15 protein-coding genes are annotated in these 18,441 nt (G+C 51.1%); 10 read left to right on the top strand and 5 right to left on the bottom strand.

From position 1 onward, the window contains the following. Positions 1-37: 37 nt before the first annotated feature. From yfcC to ackA, 3 genes are all read right to left on the bottom strand, one after another. Entirely contained in the window at positions 38-1,558 is a 1,521-nt protein-coding gene (yfcC, locus tag H9644_RS10550) for a putative basic amino acid antiporter YfcC (protein ID WP_191774485.1), read from the bottom strand. A gap of 190 nt (positions 1,559-1,748) precedes the next feature. Beyond that, on the bottom strand, positions 1,749-3,893 hold the full coding sequence (gene pta, locus H9644_RS10545) for a phosphate acetyltransferase (protein ID WP_064526593.1): 2,145 nt from the start codon (positions 3,891-3,893) through the stop codon (positions 1,749-1,751). 74 nt (positions 3,894-3,967) lie between these two features. Then, complete coding sequence (ackA, locus tag H9644_RS10540) at positions 3,968-5,170, bottom strand: acetate kinase (RefSeq protein ID WP_064526596.1); 1,203 nt, start codon at positions 5,168-5,170, stop codon at positions 3,968-3,970. Positions 5,171-5,508: 338 nt separating this feature from the next. Here ackA and yfbV point away from each other — a divergent pair, with 338 nt between their 5' ends. The 4 genes from yfbV (at position 5,509) to H9644_RS10520 (ending at position 9,121) form a co-directional block, all read left to right on the top strand. After that, the gene (yfbV, locus tag H9644_RS10535; RefSeq protein WP_000106627.1) at positions 5,509-5,964 is read left to right on the top strand and encodes a terminus macrodomain insulation protein YfbV; all 456 of its coding nucleotides are present in this window, start codon (positions 5,509-5,511) and stop codon (positions 5,962-5,964) included. An 83-nt stretch (positions 5,965-6,047) separates the two neighbouring features. Next, positions 6,048-6,542, top strand: coding sequence for a YfbU family protein (locus H9644_RS10530; RefSeq protein ID WP_064526599.1), 495 nt, complete (start codon positions 6,048-6,050; stop codon positions 6,540-6,542). A gap of 9 nt (positions 6,543-6,551) precedes the next feature. Further along, positions 6,552-7,202, top strand: coding sequence for a hexitol phosphatase HxpA (gene hxpA, locus H9644_RS10525; protein WP_064526602.1), 651 nt, complete (start codon positions 6,552-6,554; stop codon positions 7,200-7,202). 86 nt (positions 7,203-7,288) lie between these two features. Continuing rightward, positions 7,289-9,121 (top strand): SLC13 family permease, encoded by a 1,833-nt coding sequence (locus tag H9644_RS10520; RefSeq protein WP_064526605.1) that lies wholly within the window; start codon positions 7,289-7,291, stop codon positions 9,119-9,121. A 58-nt stretch (positions 9,122-9,179) separates the two neighbouring features. Here the strand turns inward: H9644_RS10520 and yfbR are convergent, their stop codons facing one another. Further along, the gene (gene yfbR, locus H9644_RS10515) at positions 9,180-9,779 is read right to left on the bottom strand and encodes a 5'-deoxynucleotidase (protein ID WP_000813861.1); all 600 of its coding nucleotides are present in this window, start codon (positions 9,777-9,779) and stop codon (positions 9,180-9,182) included. 83 nt (positions 9,780-9,862) lie between these two features. After that, on the bottom strand, positions 9,863-11,080 hold the full coding sequence (alaA, locus tag H9644_RS10510) for an alanine transaminase AlaA (RefSeq protein ID WP_064526608.1): 1,218 nt from the start codon (positions 11,078-11,080) through the stop codon (positions 9,863-9,865). A gap of 923 nt (positions 11,081-12,003) precedes the next feature. Between alaA and lrhA the strand changes: the two genes are divergently transcribed. The 6 genes from lrhA to nuoF all read left to right on the top strand — a co-directional run bounded on the left by lrhA (position 12,004) and on the right by nuoF (position 18,413). Continuing rightward, a complete protein-coding gene (gene lrhA, locus H9644_RS10505) occupies positions 12,004-12,942 on the top strand; it encodes a transcriptional regulator LrhA (protein WP_064526611.1) in 939 nt (312 codons plus the stop codon). Between the two features lie 620 nt (positions 12,943-13,562). Next, entirely contained in the window at positions 13,563-14,006 is a 444-nt protein-coding gene (nuoA, locus tag H9644_RS10500; RefSeq protein WP_000062997.1) for an NADH-quinone oxidoreductase subunit NuoA, read from the top strand. A 15-nt stretch (positions 14,007-14,021) separates the two neighbouring features. Continuing rightward, positions 14,022-14,684, top strand: coding sequence for an NADH-quinone oxidoreductase subunit NuoB (gene nuoB, locus H9644_RS10495; RefSeq protein WP_000386733.1), 663 nt, complete (start codon positions 14,022-14,024; stop codon positions 14,682-14,684). A gap of 89 nt (positions 14,685-14,773) precedes the next feature. After that, positions 14,774-16,576 carry an NADH-quinone oxidoreductase subunit C/D gene (nuoC, locus tag H9644_RS10490; RefSeq protein WP_191774483.1) on the top strand — a complete coding sequence of 601 codons (1,803 nt, stop codon included), beginning with the start codon at positions 14,774-14,776 and terminating at the stop codon, positions 16,574-16,576. A gap of 2 nt (positions 16,577-16,578) precedes the next feature. Continuing rightward, positions 16,579-17,079: an NADH-quinone oxidoreductase subunit NuoE gene (gene nuoE, locus H9644_RS10485; RefSeq protein WP_000545042.1), complete on the top strand. Its 501-nt coding sequence runs from the start codon at positions 16,579-16,581 to the stop codon at positions 17,077-17,079. Then, entirely contained in the window at positions 17,076-18,413 is a 1,338-nt protein-coding gene (gene nuoF, locus H9644_RS10480) for an NADH-quinone oxidoreductase subunit NuoF (protein ID WP_191774481.1), read from the top strand. Before nuoE ends, nuoF begins: the two co-directional genes overlap by 4 nt. Positions 18,414-18,441 lie beyond the last annotated feature (28 nt).

Below are 18,441 nucleotides of genomic sequence, written 5' to 3'. Positions count from 1 at the left end.
TCCCCTTGCCAGAAAGACTGGCAAGGGGATCCTTGACTTAATGGTAGCCCATCAACTGGGCACCTATCACCACCACGCTGGACATAATAAACAGTAGTCCAAGCAGTGTTGCACCCACTTTTATCCAGTTACGGAAGTCCACACGGCAAACACCGAGCGTTGCCATTAACGAAGCCGAAGTCGGGTAAATGATATGGCTGAAGCCATCGCCAAACTGGAAGGCCAGCACGGTAACCTGACGGTTAACGCCGACCAGATCGCCAAGCGGTGCCAGTAACGGCATGGTTAACGCTGCCTGACCAGACCCGGATGTCACAAAGAAATTGAATACTGCCTGGAAGAGCAGCATAAACCAGGCCGCAACTGCGTTATCCAGACCGCTAATGGCATTGGCAATGCTGTTGAGGATGGTATTCAGCACGCTGGCATCTCCCGCTTCACCATTACCGACCAGCAGCAAAATCCCTTTGGCGAAACCCACCAGCAGGGCGGGGGCTATCATCATTCGCGCGCCTTCGGTAAAGGACGAAGCCATGGTATTTACCGTCATGCCGTTAAGACGGAAAACAACGCCGATGATGCCAATCACCAGACCCATCGTGAAGAACTGGCTGGCAATTTCTGGAATAAACCAGGCATTGACGATAACGCCCCAAATCACCCAGATCATGACGGCGGTTAAAACAATCAATACCAGCCAGTCACCAAAGGTAAACGGACGTTGTTCAACGTCAGCCTGTTTTTCACGGAAGAAGCGATCGGAATCATGCACGCGTGATAACAGAGGATTCTTTTTCACCCGCGAGGCGTACACCATGGTGAAGACCAGGCCAATCAGAGTAGCGATCACCCACACCACAATGCGCAGGCCGGAGCCGGAAAGCACCGGAACGCCAGCAATCCCCTGGGCGACGACCACGCAGAACGGGTTCATCCATGAGCTGGCAAAACCGATTTGCGTAGCGATATAGGTTACCAGGACGGTGGTGATACTGTCATAACCCAGCCGTACCATGAGTGGTGCGATAATGATGGCAAAGGCGACAGCCTCTTCCCCCATGCCAAATACCGCACCGCCGAGTGAAAAGAGAATAAATAACGCCGGAATGAAAAGAATCTCATTCCCTCGTGTGTGGCGGATAAGCGCCAGGATGCCGTTATCAATAGTTCCTGTGCGCATCACGATGCCAAACGCGCCGCCAATTACCAGCATAAACATGATGATGCCAACGGCTGTCCCGTATTTCGAGCCAGAGGTTAGCCCTTCAAATGGGAAGTTCATCAGGCCGGGGCGTTCATCTCCCGTCGTGAACAGTTGTACGCGGTGATACTCTGGTTCGCCCGCCTCGTTGGTCAGAATGCGAAATGAGTGAGGGTCTACAACCTTGCGTGTTTTTGTCTGACCATCAACCTGATACTGCACTTCCTGACTGTCAAACATCCCCACCGGAACTACCCAGGTGGCGAGGCTGGTTAAAATAGCAACAAAAAAGATAATCACCAGCGTATCGGGCATTGCCCATCTTCTGGTTGGTTTGGATTCAGTTATTGCGGACATAGCGCAAATTTTCCCTTGCACAAGACAAAGTGGTAAGTATGCAAAGTGAGATGACGCAATTCATTGATGCAGCGCAGTTAAGCAAGATAATCAGAAAGGAGTAATGCAAATTAAGAGAATAAAAAACCGGAAATAGTGACTATTTCCGGTTCTGATATCCGTAGCAGTAAGGCTGCGGATTATGACGAGATTACTGCTGCTGTGCAGACTGAATCGCAGTCAGCGCGATGGTGTAGACGATATCGTCAACCAGTGCGCCACGGGACAGGTCGTTAACCGGCTTGCGCATACCCTGGAGCATCGGCCCGATGGAGATCAGGTCGGCAGAACGCTGTACCGCTTTGTAGGTGGTGTTACCGGTGTTCAGATCCGGGAAGATGAACACGGTAGCGCGACCTGCAACCGGAGAGTTCGGCGCTTTAGATTTCGCAACGTCAGCCATTACCGCAGCATCGTACTGCAGCGGGCCGTCGATCATCAGGTCAGGACGTTTTTCCTGCGCCAGACGAGTTGCTTCGCGAACTTTCTCTACGTCACTACCTGCACCAGAAGTACCGGTGGAGTAGGAGAGCATAGCCACGCGCGGTTCGATACCGAAGGCTGCAGCGGAATCTGCGGACTGAATCGCGATTTCTGCCAGCTGTTCAGCGGTCGGATCCGGGTTGATCGCACAGTCACCGTAAACATAAACCTGTTCTGGCAGCAGCATGAAGAACACAGAAGATACCAGAGAGCTGCCCGGAGCAGTTTTGATTAACTGCAGCGGCGGACGGATGGTGTTTGCGGTAGTGTGGACAGCACCGGAAACCAGGCCATCAACTTCATCCTGCTCCAGCATCAGCGTACCGAGAACTACGTTGTCTTCCAGCTGTTCGCGGGCAACGGTTTCGGTCATGCCTTTGTTCTTACGCAGTTCGACCAGACGTGCAACATAATTTTCGCGAACCACTTCTGGATCAACGATTTCAATGCCTGCACCCAGTTCTACGCCCTGAGACGCTGCAACGCGGTTGATCTCTGCCGGGTTACCCAGCAGTACGCAAGTTGCGATGCCACGTTCAGCACAGATAGCGGCGGCTTTAACGGTACGCGGTTCGTCGCCTTCCGGCAGAACGATACGTTTGCCCGCTTTGCGCGCCAGTTCGGTCAGCTGATAACGGAACGCTGGCGGAGACAGACGACGGCTGCGCTCGGAAGTGGCAGTCAGAGAGTCAATCCAGTCAGCGTTGATGTAGTTAGCAACATATTCCTGAACTTTCTCGATACGCTCGTGATCGTCAACCGGAACTTCCAGATTGAAGCTCTGCAGGCTCAGAGAAGTCTGCCAGGTGTTAGTATTCACCATGAATACCGGCAGGCCGGTAGCGAAAGCGCGTTCGCACAGTTTAGAAATGCGTGCGTCCATTTCGTAGCCGCCAGTCAGCAGCAGGGCGCCGATTTCTACGCCGTTCATTGCAGCCAGGCAAGCAGCAACCAGTACGTCAGGACGGTCTGCGGAAGTGACCAGCAGAGAACCTGCACGGAAGTGCTCCAGCATGTGCGGAATGCTGCGTGCGCAGAAAGTGACTGATTTCACGCGGCGAGTGTTGATGTCGCCTTCGTTGATGATGGTGGCGTTCAGGTGGCGAGCCATATCGATCGCTCGGGTCGCGATCAGATCAAAGCTCCACGGCACAGCGCCGAGAACCGGCAGCGGGCTGGATTCTTGCAGCTTCGCCGGATCAACATTGTTCACTTTAGCTTTGGTAGAGTCGTCGAAAATCTCGGACAGATCCGGGCGAGTACGACCTTGCTCATCAACCGGAGCGTTCAGTTTGTTAACGATAACGCCAGTGATGTTGGTGTTTTTTTCGCCGCCGAAGCTGTTGCGGGTCAGTTCGATACGCTCTTTCAACTGTTCCGGGGTATCAGTACCCTGAGACATAACGAAGACGATTTCCGCGTTCAGCGTTTTGGCGATTTCGTAGTTCAGGGACTGGGCAAACTGGTGCTTACGTGTCGGGACCAGACCTTCAACCAGAACCACTTCAGCGTCTTTGGTGTTGGCGTGGTAGTTCGCGACGATCTCTTCCATCAGCACATCTTTCTTATTGCTGGAAAGCAGACCTTCAACGTAACTCATTTTCAGCGGTTCAGCGGCTGTCGTGGTGGAAGAGTTCGCACGCACGATAGTCGTTGTCTGATCGGGCGCATCGCCACCGGTACGCGGCTGAGCGATAGGTTTGAAAACGCTCAGACGAACGCCTTTGCGTTCCATTGCACGGATCACGCCAAGGCTGACGCTGGTCAGACCGACGCTGGTTCCGGTAGGGATCAGCATAATAATACGGGACACGGTTTATCCTCTTTCGTTACCGCCGGTTTGGCGGGTTACAAAACAGCACCGCCAGCTGTGCTGGCGGTGTGAAATCAGGCAGTCAGGCGGCTCGCGTCTTGCGCGATAACCAGTTCTTCGTTGGTTGGGATAACCACCGCAGGACGGGTACCTTCTTTGTTGATGAAACCAGATTTGCCGAAACGTGCAGCCAGGTTGCGTTCGTGATCAACTTCAAAGCCCAGCACGCCCAGTTTGCCCAGAGACAGTTCACGAACCATCGCGGCATTTTCACCAATACCACCGGTAAATACAACAGCGTCCAGACGACCATCCATCAGCGCGGTGTATGCACCGATGTATTTTGCCAGGCGGTGGCAGTAAACGTCCATTGCGCGCTTCGCGTCTTCTTTCGTCGCGTAGTTGTCTTCAACATAGCGGCAGTCGCTGGTGACTTCGGTCAGACCCAGCAGGCCAGACTCTTTGGTCAGCATTTTGTTGATTGCGTCAACGCTCATGCCCAGGGTGTCGTGCAGGTGGAAGATGATAGCCGGGTCGATATCGCCAGAGCGAGTACCCATTACCAGACCTTCCAGCGGGGTCAGACCCATAGAGGTATCAACGCATTTACCGTTGCGGATAGCAGAAACGGAACCACCGTTGCCCAGGTGGCAGGTGATGATGTTCAGTTCTTCTACCGGTTTGTTCAGCATTTTTGCCGCTTCCTGGGTTACATAGAAGTGGCTGGTGCCGTGCGCGCCGTAACGACGGATGCCGTGCTCTTTGTACAGGTTGTACGGCAGGGCATAGAGGTAAGACTCTTCCGGCATAGTCTGGTGGAATGCGGTGTCGAACACTGCAACGTTTTTATCTTTCAACTGCGGGAAAGATTTCAGAGCTTCTTCGATACCGATCAGGTGAGCCGGGTTGTGCAGAGGTGCAAAAGAAGCTGCATCTTTGATACCCTGAATAACAGACTCGTCGATCACTACGGAGCTGGTATACTTCTCGCCGCCGTGTACGATACGGTGGCCGATAGCGGTCAGCTGTGCAGAAAGTTCTGGTTTTTGTGCCAGAATAGTATTAACGATAAAGTTGAGCGCTTCGCTGTGAGCGGCGCCTGCACCTAAATCCGCTTCTTGTTTATTGCCGTCCATTTTCCATTTGATACGTGCTTCGGGCAGGTGGAAACATTCGGCTAAACCAGAAAGGTACTCTTCACCATTTACTGCATCGATGATTGCAAATTTCAGTGAAGAACTACCGCAGTTCAGAACCAGTACTAACTTACTCGACATGGAAGTACCTATAATTGATACGTGGCTAAAAAAACGTCAGGGAGCCATAGAGCGTAGCGCATGATGACACCGACATTTATGATTAACATCATGCACTGCAAATTTTTTTTGCATGATGGAAGAAATATCTTGAGTCTATGCCATTTTGCGTAATTTTCAGCCAATGGCATAATGTTTATGAATTTGACGACTCAATGAATATGTACTACTCGGCCATTTCAGGCTGCTAAAGGATACCTGATTGTGGGTATGGAAGACAAAATGTTTTGAACGTTGTCCCGCTGAGTTGTGAATTTGCACAAATTTTTGAATCTTTATATGTGAAGTTGAGGTGAAGCATGTCAACGCCGGATAATCGTTCTGTTAATTTTTTTAGCTTGTTTCGCCGGGGACAGCATTACTCAAAGACGTGGCCGCTGGAAAAACGCCTTGCCCCGGTCTTTGTTGAGAATCGTGTCATTAAGATGACGCGCTATGCGATCCGCTTTATGCCGCCGATCGCCGTGTTTACTCTCTGCTGGCAGATTGCACTGGGCGGTCAGCTTGGTCCGGCAGTCGCCACTGCGTTGTTCGCTCTAAGCTTACCCATGCAGGGACTGTGGTGGCTGGGCAAGCGTTCTGTAACGCCATTACCACCTGCAATCCTCAACTGGTTTTATGAAGTTCGCGGTAAATTGCAGGAGTCTGGACAGGTGCTGGCACCTGTTGAAGGCAAGCCTGATTACCAGGCATTAGCTGACACGCTTAAGCGTGCCTTCAAACAACTGGATAAAACTTTCCTTGATGATTTGTAATTGACCCCTGATTACGCATATAAAAGAAGGCAGACATCGGCCTTCTTTTTTTTCACCGTAGTAGAGTGATACAGGAGTCAACAATGGAAATGACCAACGCGCAACGTCTTATTTTGTCTAACCAGTACAAAATGATGACTATGCTCGATCCGGCAAATGCTGAACGTTACCGTCGCCTGCAAACAATCATTGAACGTGGTTATGGTTTGCAAATGCGCGAGTTGGATCGCGAGTTTGGCGAGCTGAAAGAAGAAACCTGCCGCACTATCATCGACATTATGGAGATGTATCACGCGCTGCATGTTTCCTGGTCTAATTTACAGGACCAGCAATCCATCGATGAACGTCGTGTCACCTTCCTCGGCTTTGACGCCGCCACCGAAGCACGTTATCTCGGTTATGTACGCTTTATGGTTAACGTTGAAGGGCGTTACACCCATTTTGATGCCGGAACTCACGGCTTTAATGCACAGACGCCAATGTGGGAGAAATATCTGCGCATGTTGAATGTCTGGCATGCCTGCCCGCGTCAGTATCACCTGAGCGCTAACGAAATTAACCAAATTATTAACGCCTGAGGAGGCCGCGTGCGGTGTAAAGGTTTTCTGTTTGATCTGGATGGCACGCTGGTGGATTCTCTGCCCGCGGTAGAGCGGGCGTGGAGCAACTGGGCCAGACGTCATGGGTTAGCACCGGAAGATGTGCTGGCTTTCATTCATGGTAAACAGGCGATTACGTCTCTGCGCCATTTTATGGTGGGCAAATCGGAGAAGGAAATTGCCGCCGAGTTTACCCGTCTGGAACAGATTGAGGCCACGGAAACCGAAGGTATTACCGCACTTCCTGGGGCGATAGCTTTGCTCAATCATTTGAATAAAGCGGGGATCCCGTGGGCCATTGTCACTTCTGGTTCCATGCCTGTTGCGCGAGCACGCCACAAAGTCGCCGGACTTCCCGCGCCGGAAGTGTTTGTTACCGCAGAGCGGGTTAAACGTGGAAAACCAGAGCCGGATGCCTATCTGTTAGGTGCACAACTGTTGGGCCTTGCACCGCAGGAATGTGTGGTGGTGGAGGATGCTCCCGCAGGTGTGCTTTCAGGCCTGGCCGCAGGGTGTCATGTCATTGCGGTTAACGCACCGGCTGATACCCCGCGTTTGAATGAGGTGGATTTGGCCCTCCATAGTCTGGAACAAATTACTGTGATCAAACAGCCAAATGGTGACGTTATTATTGCGTGAAACGCCTGATCATGATTTAGCCCCGTCCCGTCGGGGCTTTTTTATGGCAGAATCAGGCCATCCCCCTCAATTAACAAGGATACGTTGTGAACGGTGAATTGATCTGGGTTCTTTCATTACTGGCGGTTGCTATCGTCTTGTTTGCGACGGGCAGAGTGCGTATGGATGCGGTCGCTTTGTTTGTTATTGTTGCGTTTGCATTAAGCGGTACGCTGACCGTCCCTGAAGTGTTTTCCGGCTTTTCCGATCCTAACGTGGTACTGATCGCCGCCTTGTTTATTATTGGTGATGGTTTAGTCCGCACGGGTGTCGCCACCGTAATGGGGACATGGCTGGTTAAAGTGGCAGGCAGCAGTGAGATCAAAATGTTGGTTTTGTTGATGCTGACCGTTGCGGGCCTTGGCGCGTTTATGAGTTCAACCGGCGTCGTCGCTATCTTTATCCCTGTGGTGTTAAGCGTTGCTATGCGCATGCAAACGTCGCCGTCGCGCCTGATGATGCCGTTGAGTTTTGCCGGGCTGATCAGCGGCATGATGACGCTGGTGGCGACGCCACCTAACCTGGTGATTAACAGTGAATTGCTGCGTGAAGGCTATCATGGTTTTAGTTTCTTTAGCGTAACCCCCATCGGCCTGGTTGTATTGGTACTCGGTATCTTATATATGCTGGTGATGCGTTTTATGCTGAAAGGGGATTCCCAGACCCCGCAGCGTGAAGGCTGGACGCGTCGTACCTTCCGCGATCTTATCCGTGAATACCGACTTACCGGGCGCGCGCGCCGCCTGGCTATTCGTCCCGGTTCGCCGATGATTGGCCAGCGACTGGACGATCTCAAATTACGTGAACGTTATGGCGCTAACGTCATCGGTGTTGAACGCTGGCGGCGTTTTCGTCGCGTTATTGTGAACGTGAACGGGGTTTCTGAATTCCGTGCGCGTGACGTTTTGCTTATTGATATGTCTGCGGCTGATGTCGATCTCCGACAATTTTGCAGTGAACAATTGCTGGAGCCAATGGTACTGCGCGGCGAGTATTTTTCCGATCAGGCCCTTGATGTCGGCATGGCGGAGATTTCATTAATTCCTGAATCTGAGTTGATTGGTAAATCGGTGCGCGAAATTGGCTTTCGTACGCGCTACGGACTGAATGTGGTGGGCCTGAAACGCAATGGCGTGGCGCTGGATGGTTCGCTGGCGGATGAGCCTCTGCTGCTGGGCGATATCATCCTGGTTGTCGGTAACTGGAAGCTTATCGGTATGCTGGCAAAACAGGGCCGCGATTTCGTGGCGCTGAACTTACCGGAAGAGGTGAGTGAAGCATCGCCTGCGCACAGCCAGGCACCCCATGCCATTTTCTGTCTGGTGTTGATGGTGGCGTTAATGCTGACCGATGAAATTCCTAATCCTGTTGCGGCCATCATTGCCTGCCTGCTGATGGGGAAATTCCGCTGTATCGATGCCGAAAGCGCTTATAAATCCATTCACTGGCCGAGCATTATTTTGATCGTTGGGATGATGCCGTTCGCAGTGGCGCTACAGAAAACAGGCGGTGTCGCACTGGCGGTAAAAGGGTTAATGGACATCGGCGGCGGTTACGGGCCACATATGATGCTTGGCTGTTTGTTTGTCTTGTCGGCGGTGATTGGTTTGTTTATTTCGAATACGGCAACGGCAGTGCTGATGGCGCCGATTGCGCTGGCTGCGGCCAAAACAATGGGCGTTTCGCCGTATCCATTTGCCATGGTGGTGGCGATGGCAGCATCTGCCGCCTTTATGACGCCAGTTTCCTCACCGGTTAACACGTTGGTTTTAGGGCCAGGAAATTACAGCTTTAGTGATTTTGTGAAGCTGGGAGTACCGTTTACCGTTATTGTGATGGCGGTTTGCGTGGTGATGATTCCGATGCTGTTTCCGTTTTGACGAGAGCCTGATGTCGCATCTGGCGCTTATTGCCAGATGCGGCGCTGGCTCCGGCAACTTACAGCGGTGAATCCTGGCTAATCTCATCGAGCGATAGTTGGAAGCTGGGAACAAAGACTTCCATGAAGTAGTCCATCTCCTGACTGCGGCGCGCTTCAAGCGTCGCTTCCAGTCGCGTCTTTGCAAGTAAAAATTCATTATTACCCGCAGCGAGCTCTTCCAGACATTTCAGATAGGCACAAAGTGCATCAGCCTGTTTCACCAGCGATTTTTCCTCATCGCTATACGCATGCTCATCAATGAGTGGTGCAAAGATATCCCTTAGCTCTTCCGGAACCATATCGACCAGCTTTTGTTGGGCGATTTTTTCAATAGCTTTGTATTCCTGAGCGATTTGCGAATTGAAATATTTCACTGGGGTAGGGAGATCGCCGGTGAGCACTTCAGAGGCATCGTGGTACATCGCCAGCAGAGCGATGCGTTCAGCGTTGACATTTCCGCCAAACTTACGGTTTTTAATGGCAGCCAGCGCATGGGCGACCATCGCCACCTGCAAACTGTGCTCAGACACATTTTCTGTCCGTACGTTGCGCATTAACGGCCAGCGGTTAATTAGTTTCAGACGGGAGAGATGGGCAAAAAAATGGCTCTGCTTCATAACGACCTTGCGTGTGATGACTTCATGAGATCATTGTGGGGGGATAACACTGCCGGATGCAATCTCCGGCAGTGAATTTAAGATTACAGCTGATGATAGCCAGAAAGGAAACGAGCGAATTTACTTAATGACAGTTCGATATCATCAACGCGCGGCAGCGTAACAATGCGGAAGTGATCCGGCCACGGCCAGTTAAAAGCCGTCCCCTGAACCAGCAGAACTTTTTCCTGTAACAGGAAGTCCAGCACCATCTTCTGGTCGTCGTGAATATTAAAACGTTTAGCGTCGATTTTCGGGAACATGTACAGCGCGCCGCGTGGCTTCACGCAGGAAACGCCTGGAATGTCGTTAATCAACTCCCATGCGCGATTACGCTGCTCGTAAAGACGCCCGCCAGGTAAGATAAATTCACTGATACTCTGATAGCCACCCAATGCGGTCTGAATCGCGTGTTGTGCGGGAACGTTGGCGCAAAGTCGCATTGAGGCCAGCATCTCCAGACCTTCGATGTAGCCTTTGGCGTGTTTTTTCGGCCCGTTCAGTACCATCCAGCCTTGACGGAAGCCTGCCACTCGATACGTTTTCGACAGACCGTTAAAGGTAATGGTCAGCAGGTCAGGCGCCATCGCCGCAATCGAGTGATGCTCGGCGTCGTCGTAGAGAATTTTGTCGTAAATTTCATCGGCGAAAATAATGAGATTATGCTGACGCGCAATCTCCACAATTTCCATTAAAAGCTCTTTGGAATAAACCGCGCCGGTTGGGTTGTTCGGGTTGATAATAACGATACCGCGCGTACGAGGCGTAATTTTAGCGCGAATATCATCGAGGTCCGGGAACCAGTCAGAGGACTCGTCGCAAAGGTAGTGCACCGCTTTACCGCTGGAGAGCGAAACCGCCGCGGTCCATAGTGGATAATCAGGTGCAGGAACCAACATTTCATCCCCGCTGTTCAGCAATGCCTGCATTGCCTGAACGATAAGCTCCGATACCCCATTGCCGATGTAAATGTCTTCCACGGTAACATCACGCATGCCTCGCGCCTGATAGTGCTGCATGATGGCCTTACGCGCAGAGTAGAGGCCTTTTGAATCACAATAGCCCTGAGCTGTCGGGAGGTTGCGTATCACATCAACCAGGATCTCATCAGGAGCGTCAAAACCGAACGGGGCTGGGTTGCCGATGTTCAGTTTCAATACTTTGTTACCTTCTTCTTCCAGGCGTTTTGCTTCTTTCAGCACCGGACCACGGATGTCATAACAGACATTCTCTAACTTGCTGGATTTTTCAATGGGTGACATGACTCTTGACCTTTTTTGCTGTTATCGCCACTCCCTGCCGTGGAAGTCAGCTTAGAACAATGTACTCCCCCGAGGCGGTGTTTTGAAGTTCTGCAGAACAAGATTTTGCGAGAGTAAAAAGAGGGAATGTGCTGTTAATAACTTAATAATCATTAAATATTGAGATGCATATGCTTAATGATTTGTGTTTTGTAGTGATTTATTCTATGTATTAATCTAATGCATGGTTTTTTGTCTGGTAGATAAATGTGCGAATTTTCTTTGATTTAAGAAATCACGAACATAACATATTCATGATATTTTCATTATAAGTGAAACATTAACAGAGTACTGATCACCGAAGTGTTGTATAGGTGATGACGTGCGAAATTATTGTTAAGCGGAATTAATGAATGCAAGGTGTGCTAATTAATTATTATTTAATATTCAAAAAGGTTTTGTTGTGCTTATTAATAATAGAAGATTACTTTGCCTAACATAACATAACTTTGCATCAGATAATTCGCAATGGCCCTTATAAATAAATGGGTTTTAGGGTAAAATGTTAGCTTAAATGACGGACCCCCACTGGTGACGCAGACAAATCATCGCCGATTATGCGTGTTTACGCCGGGTTGGCGCCGCTTTGCTAGTAGTGGAACAAGGATCAACATTTACATTTACACAAACACTCGCATGTCATAAATAGAAAAGAGTGAGTAACTTAATAGATATGCGATTCCTGAAGATATATTCTGTGAACTACTTCAGGCATTATAACGGAACAATGTGAGTCGTTCTTATTAGTGCAACTCATATGCATTTTAACTTTCATCCAGACTTCCGGATGAAACTGCCAGGGAGGCACATTACAAATGGAATTGCTTGTTTGTGTGTGCACAGCATTAACCAGCTCAGTATGAGCCGCCAGTAAGTGATAATATATGATAAGTGCAAATCGTCCGATAATTAACCTCGACCTCGATCTGCTGAGAACATTTGTTGCTGTTGCCGATCTGAACACTTTTGCTGCCGCAGCTGCCGCTGTGTGTCGTACTCAGTCCGCTGTTAGTCAGCAAATGCAACGTCTTGAACAACTCGTTGGGAAAGAACTGTTCGCTCGGCATGGTCGTAACAAACTGTTAACTGAACATGGCATTCAGCTTCTTGGCTATGCCAGGAAGATCCTGCGTTTTAATGATGAGGCTTGCTCATCATTGATGTTCAGTAATCTTCAGGGCGTGTTAACAATCGGCGCTTCAGATGAATCTGCTGATACGATCTTACCTTTCCTGCTTAATCGCGTTAGTTCGGTTTATCCGAAACTTGCGCTGGATGTCCGCGTTAAGCGTAATGCCTATATGGCAGATATGCTGAAGTCCCAGGAAGTGGATTTAATGGTTACCACAAATCGTCCTGATACCTTTAAGGCGTTGAACCTGAGAACTTCTCCAACGCACTGGTATTGCGCTGCGGAATACGTATTGCAAAAAGGCGAGCCGATCCCTCTGGTGTTGCTGGATGATCCTAGTCCGTTCCGTGATTTGGTTCTGGCAACACTCAATAAAGCGGATATTCCATGGCGTCTGGCTTATGTCGCCTCCACGTTGCCGGCGGTCCGTGCTGCCGTGAAAGCGGGGTTAGGTGTAACGGCAAGGCCGGTTGAGATGATGAGTCCGGACCTGCGCGTCTTGAGCGCTGTGGACGGTTTACCACCACTGCCAGATACCGAATATTTGCTGTGCTATGATCCGTCCAGCGGTAATGAGCTGGCTCAGGTGATATACCAGGCAATGGAGAGTTATCAGAACCCATGGCAGTTCAGCACGATAGGCGCCCATGAAGGGGATGATTCTCTGTTAATTGAAGGCGATTACGAATAATTGTCTGGTAATAGATAACCACATTTGTAAAAACAAGCCACTGATGTTTTTTTGAACGTCAGTGGCTTTTTTTTACAATAAATGATGACAACGTTTCCTGATATTGAACAAAAGTGTTCATTTTTCAATCGACAGCCCTTCTCTAAACGTGCGAACAAAAAATCGCCTGATAAAAATCTCCTGCTACAATGATGTTAAAAAATACGTGAACTTGTTGCTGTATTTTTGTTATGGATTAACAAAAGCGTGTCACAGATCAAGAAAATACTCTCTTTTGGGGGGAGGAATCGGTACAAATTCCTGTCAAAATAGACCCGTATTTTTTCCATTGCTTCACAACGGACACGATTCAACAACATCTAATTTTCCTGGAGTCGTCAATGATCTGGGATGAAGAGCATTAAATGCAAAAGTTGTTGGTATTATGTAAATTAATGTGAAGAAACTTTTGTTAAAGTTGACAAAAGGTTATAGAAAGGGGTAAAAGACCACATCAATTCACTGTATAAAATTGTTACTACAGTAGTTGTAAGGTTTTTTTTATTCCTCCCCATGAATCGATGTGGCGTCCATCTGCCGTGAAGAGCAGAGAATCAGGCGCTACTTTTGATGAGTAAGCAATGAGTATGTCAACATCCACTGAAGTCATCGCTCATCACTGGGCATTCGCTATCTTTCTTATCGTTGCCATTGGCCTGTGTTGCCTGATGCTGGTAGGCGGTTGGTTTTTAGGCGGTCGCGCGCGCGCGCGGTCGAAAAACGTGCCGTTTGAATCAGGTATCGACTCGGTCGGCTCCGCCCGCTTACGCCTGTCCGCCAAGTTTTATCTGGTGGCCATGTTCTTCGTTATCTTCGACGTTGAAGCGCTGTATCTGTTCGCATGGTCAACCTCTATCCGCGAAAGCGGCTGGGTAGGCTTTGTGGAAGCTGCAATTTTTATTTTTGTGTTACTGGCAGGTCTGGTTTATCTGGTGCGTATTGGCGCGCTGGACTGGACGCCCGCGCGTTCACGCCGCGAGCGTATGAACCCGGAAACGAACAGTATCGCTAATCGTCAACGCTAACCGCGAGGCATTAAGATGGATTATACGCTCACCCGCATAGATCCCAACGGTGAGAACGACCGTTACCCCCTGCAAAAGCAGGAGATCGTAACCGACCCTCTGGAGCAAGAAGTTAACAAAAACGTGTTTATGGGCAAGCTCAATGACATGGTTAACTGGGGTCGTAAAAACTCAATTTGGCCGTATAACTTCGGTCTTTCCTGCTGTTACGTTGAGATGGTGACTTCGTTTACCGCGGTGCATGACGTGGCGCGTTTTGGCGCAGAAGTATTGCGTGCTTCGCCGCGTCAGGCTGACCTGATGGTGGTTGCAGGAACCTGCTTTACCAAAATGGCACCGGTTATTCAGCGTCTGTATGACCAGATGCTGGAACCCAAATGGGTTATCTCAATGGGTGCATGTGCCAACTCCGGCGGTATGTACGATATTTATTCCGTTGTGCAGGGCGTCGATAAATTCATCCCGGTTGATGTGTATATCCCGGGCTGCCCGCCGCGCCCTGAAGCGTACATGCAGGCACTGATGCTGTTGCAGGAATCTATCGGCAAAGAACGCCGTCCGCTCTCCTGGGTGGTTGGCGATCAGGGCGTTTATCGCGCCAATATGCAATCAGAGCGCGAACGCAAGCGCGGTGAACGCATTGCTGTTACCAACCTGCGCACCCCTGACGAGATTTAATTTGCGCCTGTCGGCAAAGGTATTTTTCTTCGCTTATTCTTAAATCTATTGCGCGAAGCCATGCCGACAGTCACCACGGACCATATGCAATGGTGAACAATATGACCGACTTAACCGCGCAAGAACCCGCCTGGCAGACCCGCGATCATCTGGATGATCCGGTTATTGGCGAACTGCGCAACCGTTTTGGGCCGGATGCCTTTACTGTTCAGGCGACTCGCACCGGGGTACCCGTTGTGTGGATCAAGCGTGAACAATTACTGGAAGTAGCCGATTTCTTAAAGAAACTGCCGAAACCTTACGTCATGCTGTTTGATTTACACGGCATGGACGAACGTCTGCGCACCCACCGCGAAGGGCTACCCGCCGCGGATTTTTCCGTTTTCTACCATCTGATTTCTATCGATCGTAACCGCGACATCATGCTGAAGGTGGCGCTGGCAGAAAACGACCTGCACGTACCGACTTTCACCAAACTGTTCCCGAACGCTAACTGGTATGAGCGTGAAACCTGGGATTTGTTTGGCATTACTTTCGACGGCCACCCTAATTTGCGTCGCATCATGATGCCGCAAACCTGGAAAGGTCACCCTCTGCGTAAAGATTACCCGGCGCGCGCTACCGAATTCTCGCCGTTTGAGCTGACCAAAGCCAAACAGGATCTGGAGATGGAAGCCCTGACTTTCAAACCGGAAGAGTGGGGGATGAAGCGCGGCACCGAAAACGAGGACTTTATGTTCCTCAACCTCGGTCCGAACCACCCGTCGGCGCACGGGGCTTTCCGTATCGTACTGCAGCTCGATGGCGAAGAGATTGTCGACTGCGTACCAGACATTGGTTACCACCACCGTGGTGCGGAGAAAATGGGCGAACGCCAGTCCTGGCACAGCTACATTCCGTATACCGATCGTATCGAATACCTCGGCGGCTGCGTTAACGAAATGCCGTACGTACTGGCGGTAGAGAAACTGGCCGGGATCACTGTACCGGATCGCGTTAACGTGATTCGCGTAATGCTTTCCGAACTGTTCCGCATCAACAGCCACCTGCTGTATATCTCGACCTTTATTCAGGACGTCGGCGCGATGACGCCCGTGTTCTTCGCCTTTACCGATCGTCAGAAAATTTACGATCTGGTGGAAGCGATTACTGGTTTCCGTATGCACCCGGCATGGTTCCGTATCGGCGGCGTAGCGCATGACCTGCCGCGTGGCTGGGATCGCCTGCTGCGTGAGTTCCTTGACTGGATGCCGAAACGTCTGGCTTCTTACGAGAAAGCCGCGCTGCGTAACACCATCCTGATTGGCCGTTCCAAAGGCGTTGCCGCCTACGGCGCGAAAGAGGCGCTGGAGTGGGGGACTACTGGTGCTGGCCTGCGTGCCACCGGGATCGACTTCGACGTGCGTAAGGCGCGTCCTTATTCTGGCTATGAAAACTTCGACTTTGAAATTCCGGTTGGCGGTGGAGTTTCTGACTGCTACACCCGCGTAATGCTGAAAGTGGAAGAGCTGCGCCAGAGTCTGCGCATTCTTGAGCAGTGCCTCAACAACATGCCGGAAGGCCCGTTCAAAGCGGATCACCCGCTGACCACGCCGCCGCCGAAAGAGCGCACGCTGCAACATATCGAAACCCTGATCACCCACTTCCTGCAAGTGTCGTGGGGGCCAGTGATGCCTGCCAATGAATCCTTCCAGATGATTGAGGCGACCAAAGGGATCAACAGTTACTACCTGACCAGCGACGGCAGCACCATGAGTTATCGCACCCGTATTCGCACGCCGAGTTATGCGCATTTGCAGCAAATTCCGGCGGCGATCCGCGGCAGCCTGGTGTCTGACCTGATTGTTTATCTGGGCAGTATCGATTTTGTTATGTCAGATGTGGACCGCTAATTATGCACGAGAATCAACAACCACAAACCGAGGCTTTTGAGCTGAGTGCGGCAGAGCGTGAAGCGATTGAGCACGAGATGCACCACTACGAAGACCCGCGTGCGGCGTCCATTGAAGCGCTGAAAATCGTTCAGAAGCAGCGTGGCTGGGTACCGGACGGCGCGATCCACGCGATCGCCGATGTGTTGGGTATTCCGGCGAGCGATGTCGAAGGCGTGGCAACGTTCTACAGCCAGATCTTCCGCCAGCCAGTTGGTCGCCATGTGATCCGTTATTGCGACAGCGTGGTCTGTCACATCAATGGTTACCAGGGCATTCAGGCGGCGCTGGAGAAAAAGCTGAACATCAAACCAGGGCAAACGACATTTGATGGCCGCTTTACGCTGCTGCCAACCTGCTGCCTGGGGAATTGTGATAAAGGGCCAAACATGATGATCGATGAGGATACTCACGCGCATCTGACCCCGGAAGCGATCCCTGAACTGCTGGAGCGGTATAAATGAAAAACATTATCCGTACTCCCGAAACGCATCCGCTGACCTGGCGTCTGCGTGATGACAAACAGCCAGTGTGGCTGGACGAATATCGCAGCAAAAACGGTTACGAAGGGGCGCGTAAGGCGCTGACCGGGCTGTCTCCGGACGAAATCGTTAATCAGGTAAAAGACTCTGGTCTGAAAGGGCGCGGCGGTGCGGGCTTCTCGACTGGCCTGAAGTGGAGCCTGATGCCGAAAGACGAATCCATGAACATCCGTTACCTGCTGTGTAACGCCGATGAAATGGAGCCTGGTACCTATAAAGACCGTCTGCTGATGGAGCAACTGCCGCACCTGCTGGTGGAAGGCATGCTCATCTCCGCGTTTGCGCTGAAAGCGTATCGCGGCTACATCTTCCTGCGTGGCGAATATATTGAAGCGGCAGTGAATCTGCGCCGTGCCATTGCCGAAGCGATCGAAGCAGGTCTGCTTGGCAAAAACATTATGGGAACAGGTTTTGACTTCGAACTGTTTGTCCATACCGGGGCAGGGCGCTACATCTGCGGTGAAGAAACAGCGTTAATCAACTCCCTGGAAGGACGTCGCGCTAACCCACGCTCGAAACCGCCATTCCCGGCAACCTCAGGCGCATGGGGTAAACCGACCTGCGTCAACAACGTCGAAACCCTGTGTAACGTTCCGGCGATCCTCGCTAACGGCGTGGAGTGGTATCAGAACATCTCGAAAAGCAAAGATGCTGGCACCAAGCTGATGGGCTTCTCCGGTCGGGTGAAAAATCCGGGCCTGTGGGAACTGCCGTTCGGTACTACCGCGCGCGAGATACTCGAAGATTATGCCGGTGGTATGCGTGACGGTCTGAAATTCAAAGCCTGGCAGCCAGGCGGCGCGGGTACTGACTTCCTCACCGAAGCGCACCTTGACCTGCCGATGGAGTTCGAAAGCATCGGTAAAGCGGGCAGCCGTCTGGGTACGGCGCTGGCGATGGCGGTTGACCATGAGATCAACATGGTGTCACTGGTGCGTAACCTGGAAGAGTTTTTCGCCCGTGAGTCCTGCGGCTGGTGTACGCCGTGCCGCGACGGCCTGCCGTGGAGCGTGAAAATTCTGCGTGCGCTGGAGCGTGGAGAAGGTCAGCCGGGCGATATCGAAACACTTGAGCAACTGTGTCGATTCTTAGGGCCGGGTAAAACTTTCTGTGCCCACGCACCTGGTGCAGTGGAGCCGTTACAGAGCGCTATCAAATATTTCCGTGAAGAATTTGAGGCGGGAATCAAACAGCCGTTCAGCAATACCCATTTGATTAATGGGATTCAGCCGAACCTGCTGAAAGAGCGCTGGTAACCGAATTTCGATTAACGCTCGGTCCCTG

Origin of the sequence: Escherichia whittamii, assembly GCF_014836715.1 — a bacterium.
GTDB lineage: Bacteria > Pseudomonadota > Gammaproteobacteria > Enterobacterales > Enterobacteriaceae > Escherichia > Escherichia whittamii.
The sequence above is the reverse complement of the archived record's forward strand: the minus strand, read 5'-3'. Positions and strand labels throughout refer to the sequence as shown.

What these genes read in the sequence shown, in the direction of transcription:
- yfcC (WP_191774485.1), bottom strand. Translation starts at nt 1,558, where the DNA reads ATGTCCGCAATAACTGAATCCAAACCAACCAGAAGATGGGCAATGCCC.
- ackA (WP_064526596.1), bottom strand. Translation starts at nt 5,170, where the DNA reads ATGTCGAGTAAGTTAGTACTGGTTCTGAACTGCGGTAGTTCTTCACTG.
- yfbV (WP_000106627.1), top strand. Translation starts at nt 5,509, where the DNA reads ATGTCAACGCCGGATAATCGTTCTGTTAATTTTTTTAGCTTGTTTCGC.
- H9644_RS10530 (WP_064526599.1), top strand. Translation starts at nt 6,048, where the DNA reads ATGGAAATGACCAACGCGCAACGTCTTATTTTGTCTAACCAGTACAAA.
- yfbR (WP_000813861.1), bottom strand. Translation starts at nt 9,779, where the DNA reads ATGAAGCAGAGCCATTTTTTTGCCCATCTCTCCCGTCTGAAACTAATT.
- alaA (WP_064526608.1), bottom strand. Translation starts at nt 11,080, where the DNA reads ATGTCACCCATTGAAAAATCCAGCAAGTTAGAGAATGTCTGTTATGAC.
- lrhA (WP_064526611.1), top strand. Translation starts at nt 12,004, where the DNA reads ATGATAAGTGCAAATCGTCCGATAATTAACCTCGACCTCGATCTGCTG.
- nuoA (WP_000062997.1), top strand. Translation starts at nt 13,563, where the DNA reads ATGAGTATGTCAACATCCACTGAAGTCATCGCTCATCACTGGGCATTC.
- nuoB (WP_000386733.1), top strand. Translation starts at nt 14,022, where the DNA reads ATGGATTATACGCTCACCCGCATAGATCCCAACGGTGAGAACGACCGT.
- nuoC (WP_191774483.1), top strand. Translation starts at nt 14,774, where the DNA reads ATGGTGAACAATATGACCGACTTAACCGCGCAAGAACCCGCCTGGCAG.
- nuoE (WP_000545042.1), top strand. Translation starts at nt 16,579, where the DNA reads ATGCACGAGAATCAACAACCACAAACCGAGGCTTTTGAGCTGAGTGCG.
- nuoF (WP_191774481.1), top strand. Translation starts at nt 17,076, where the DNA reads ATGAAAAACATTATCCGTACTCCCGAAACGCATCCGCTGACCTGGCGT.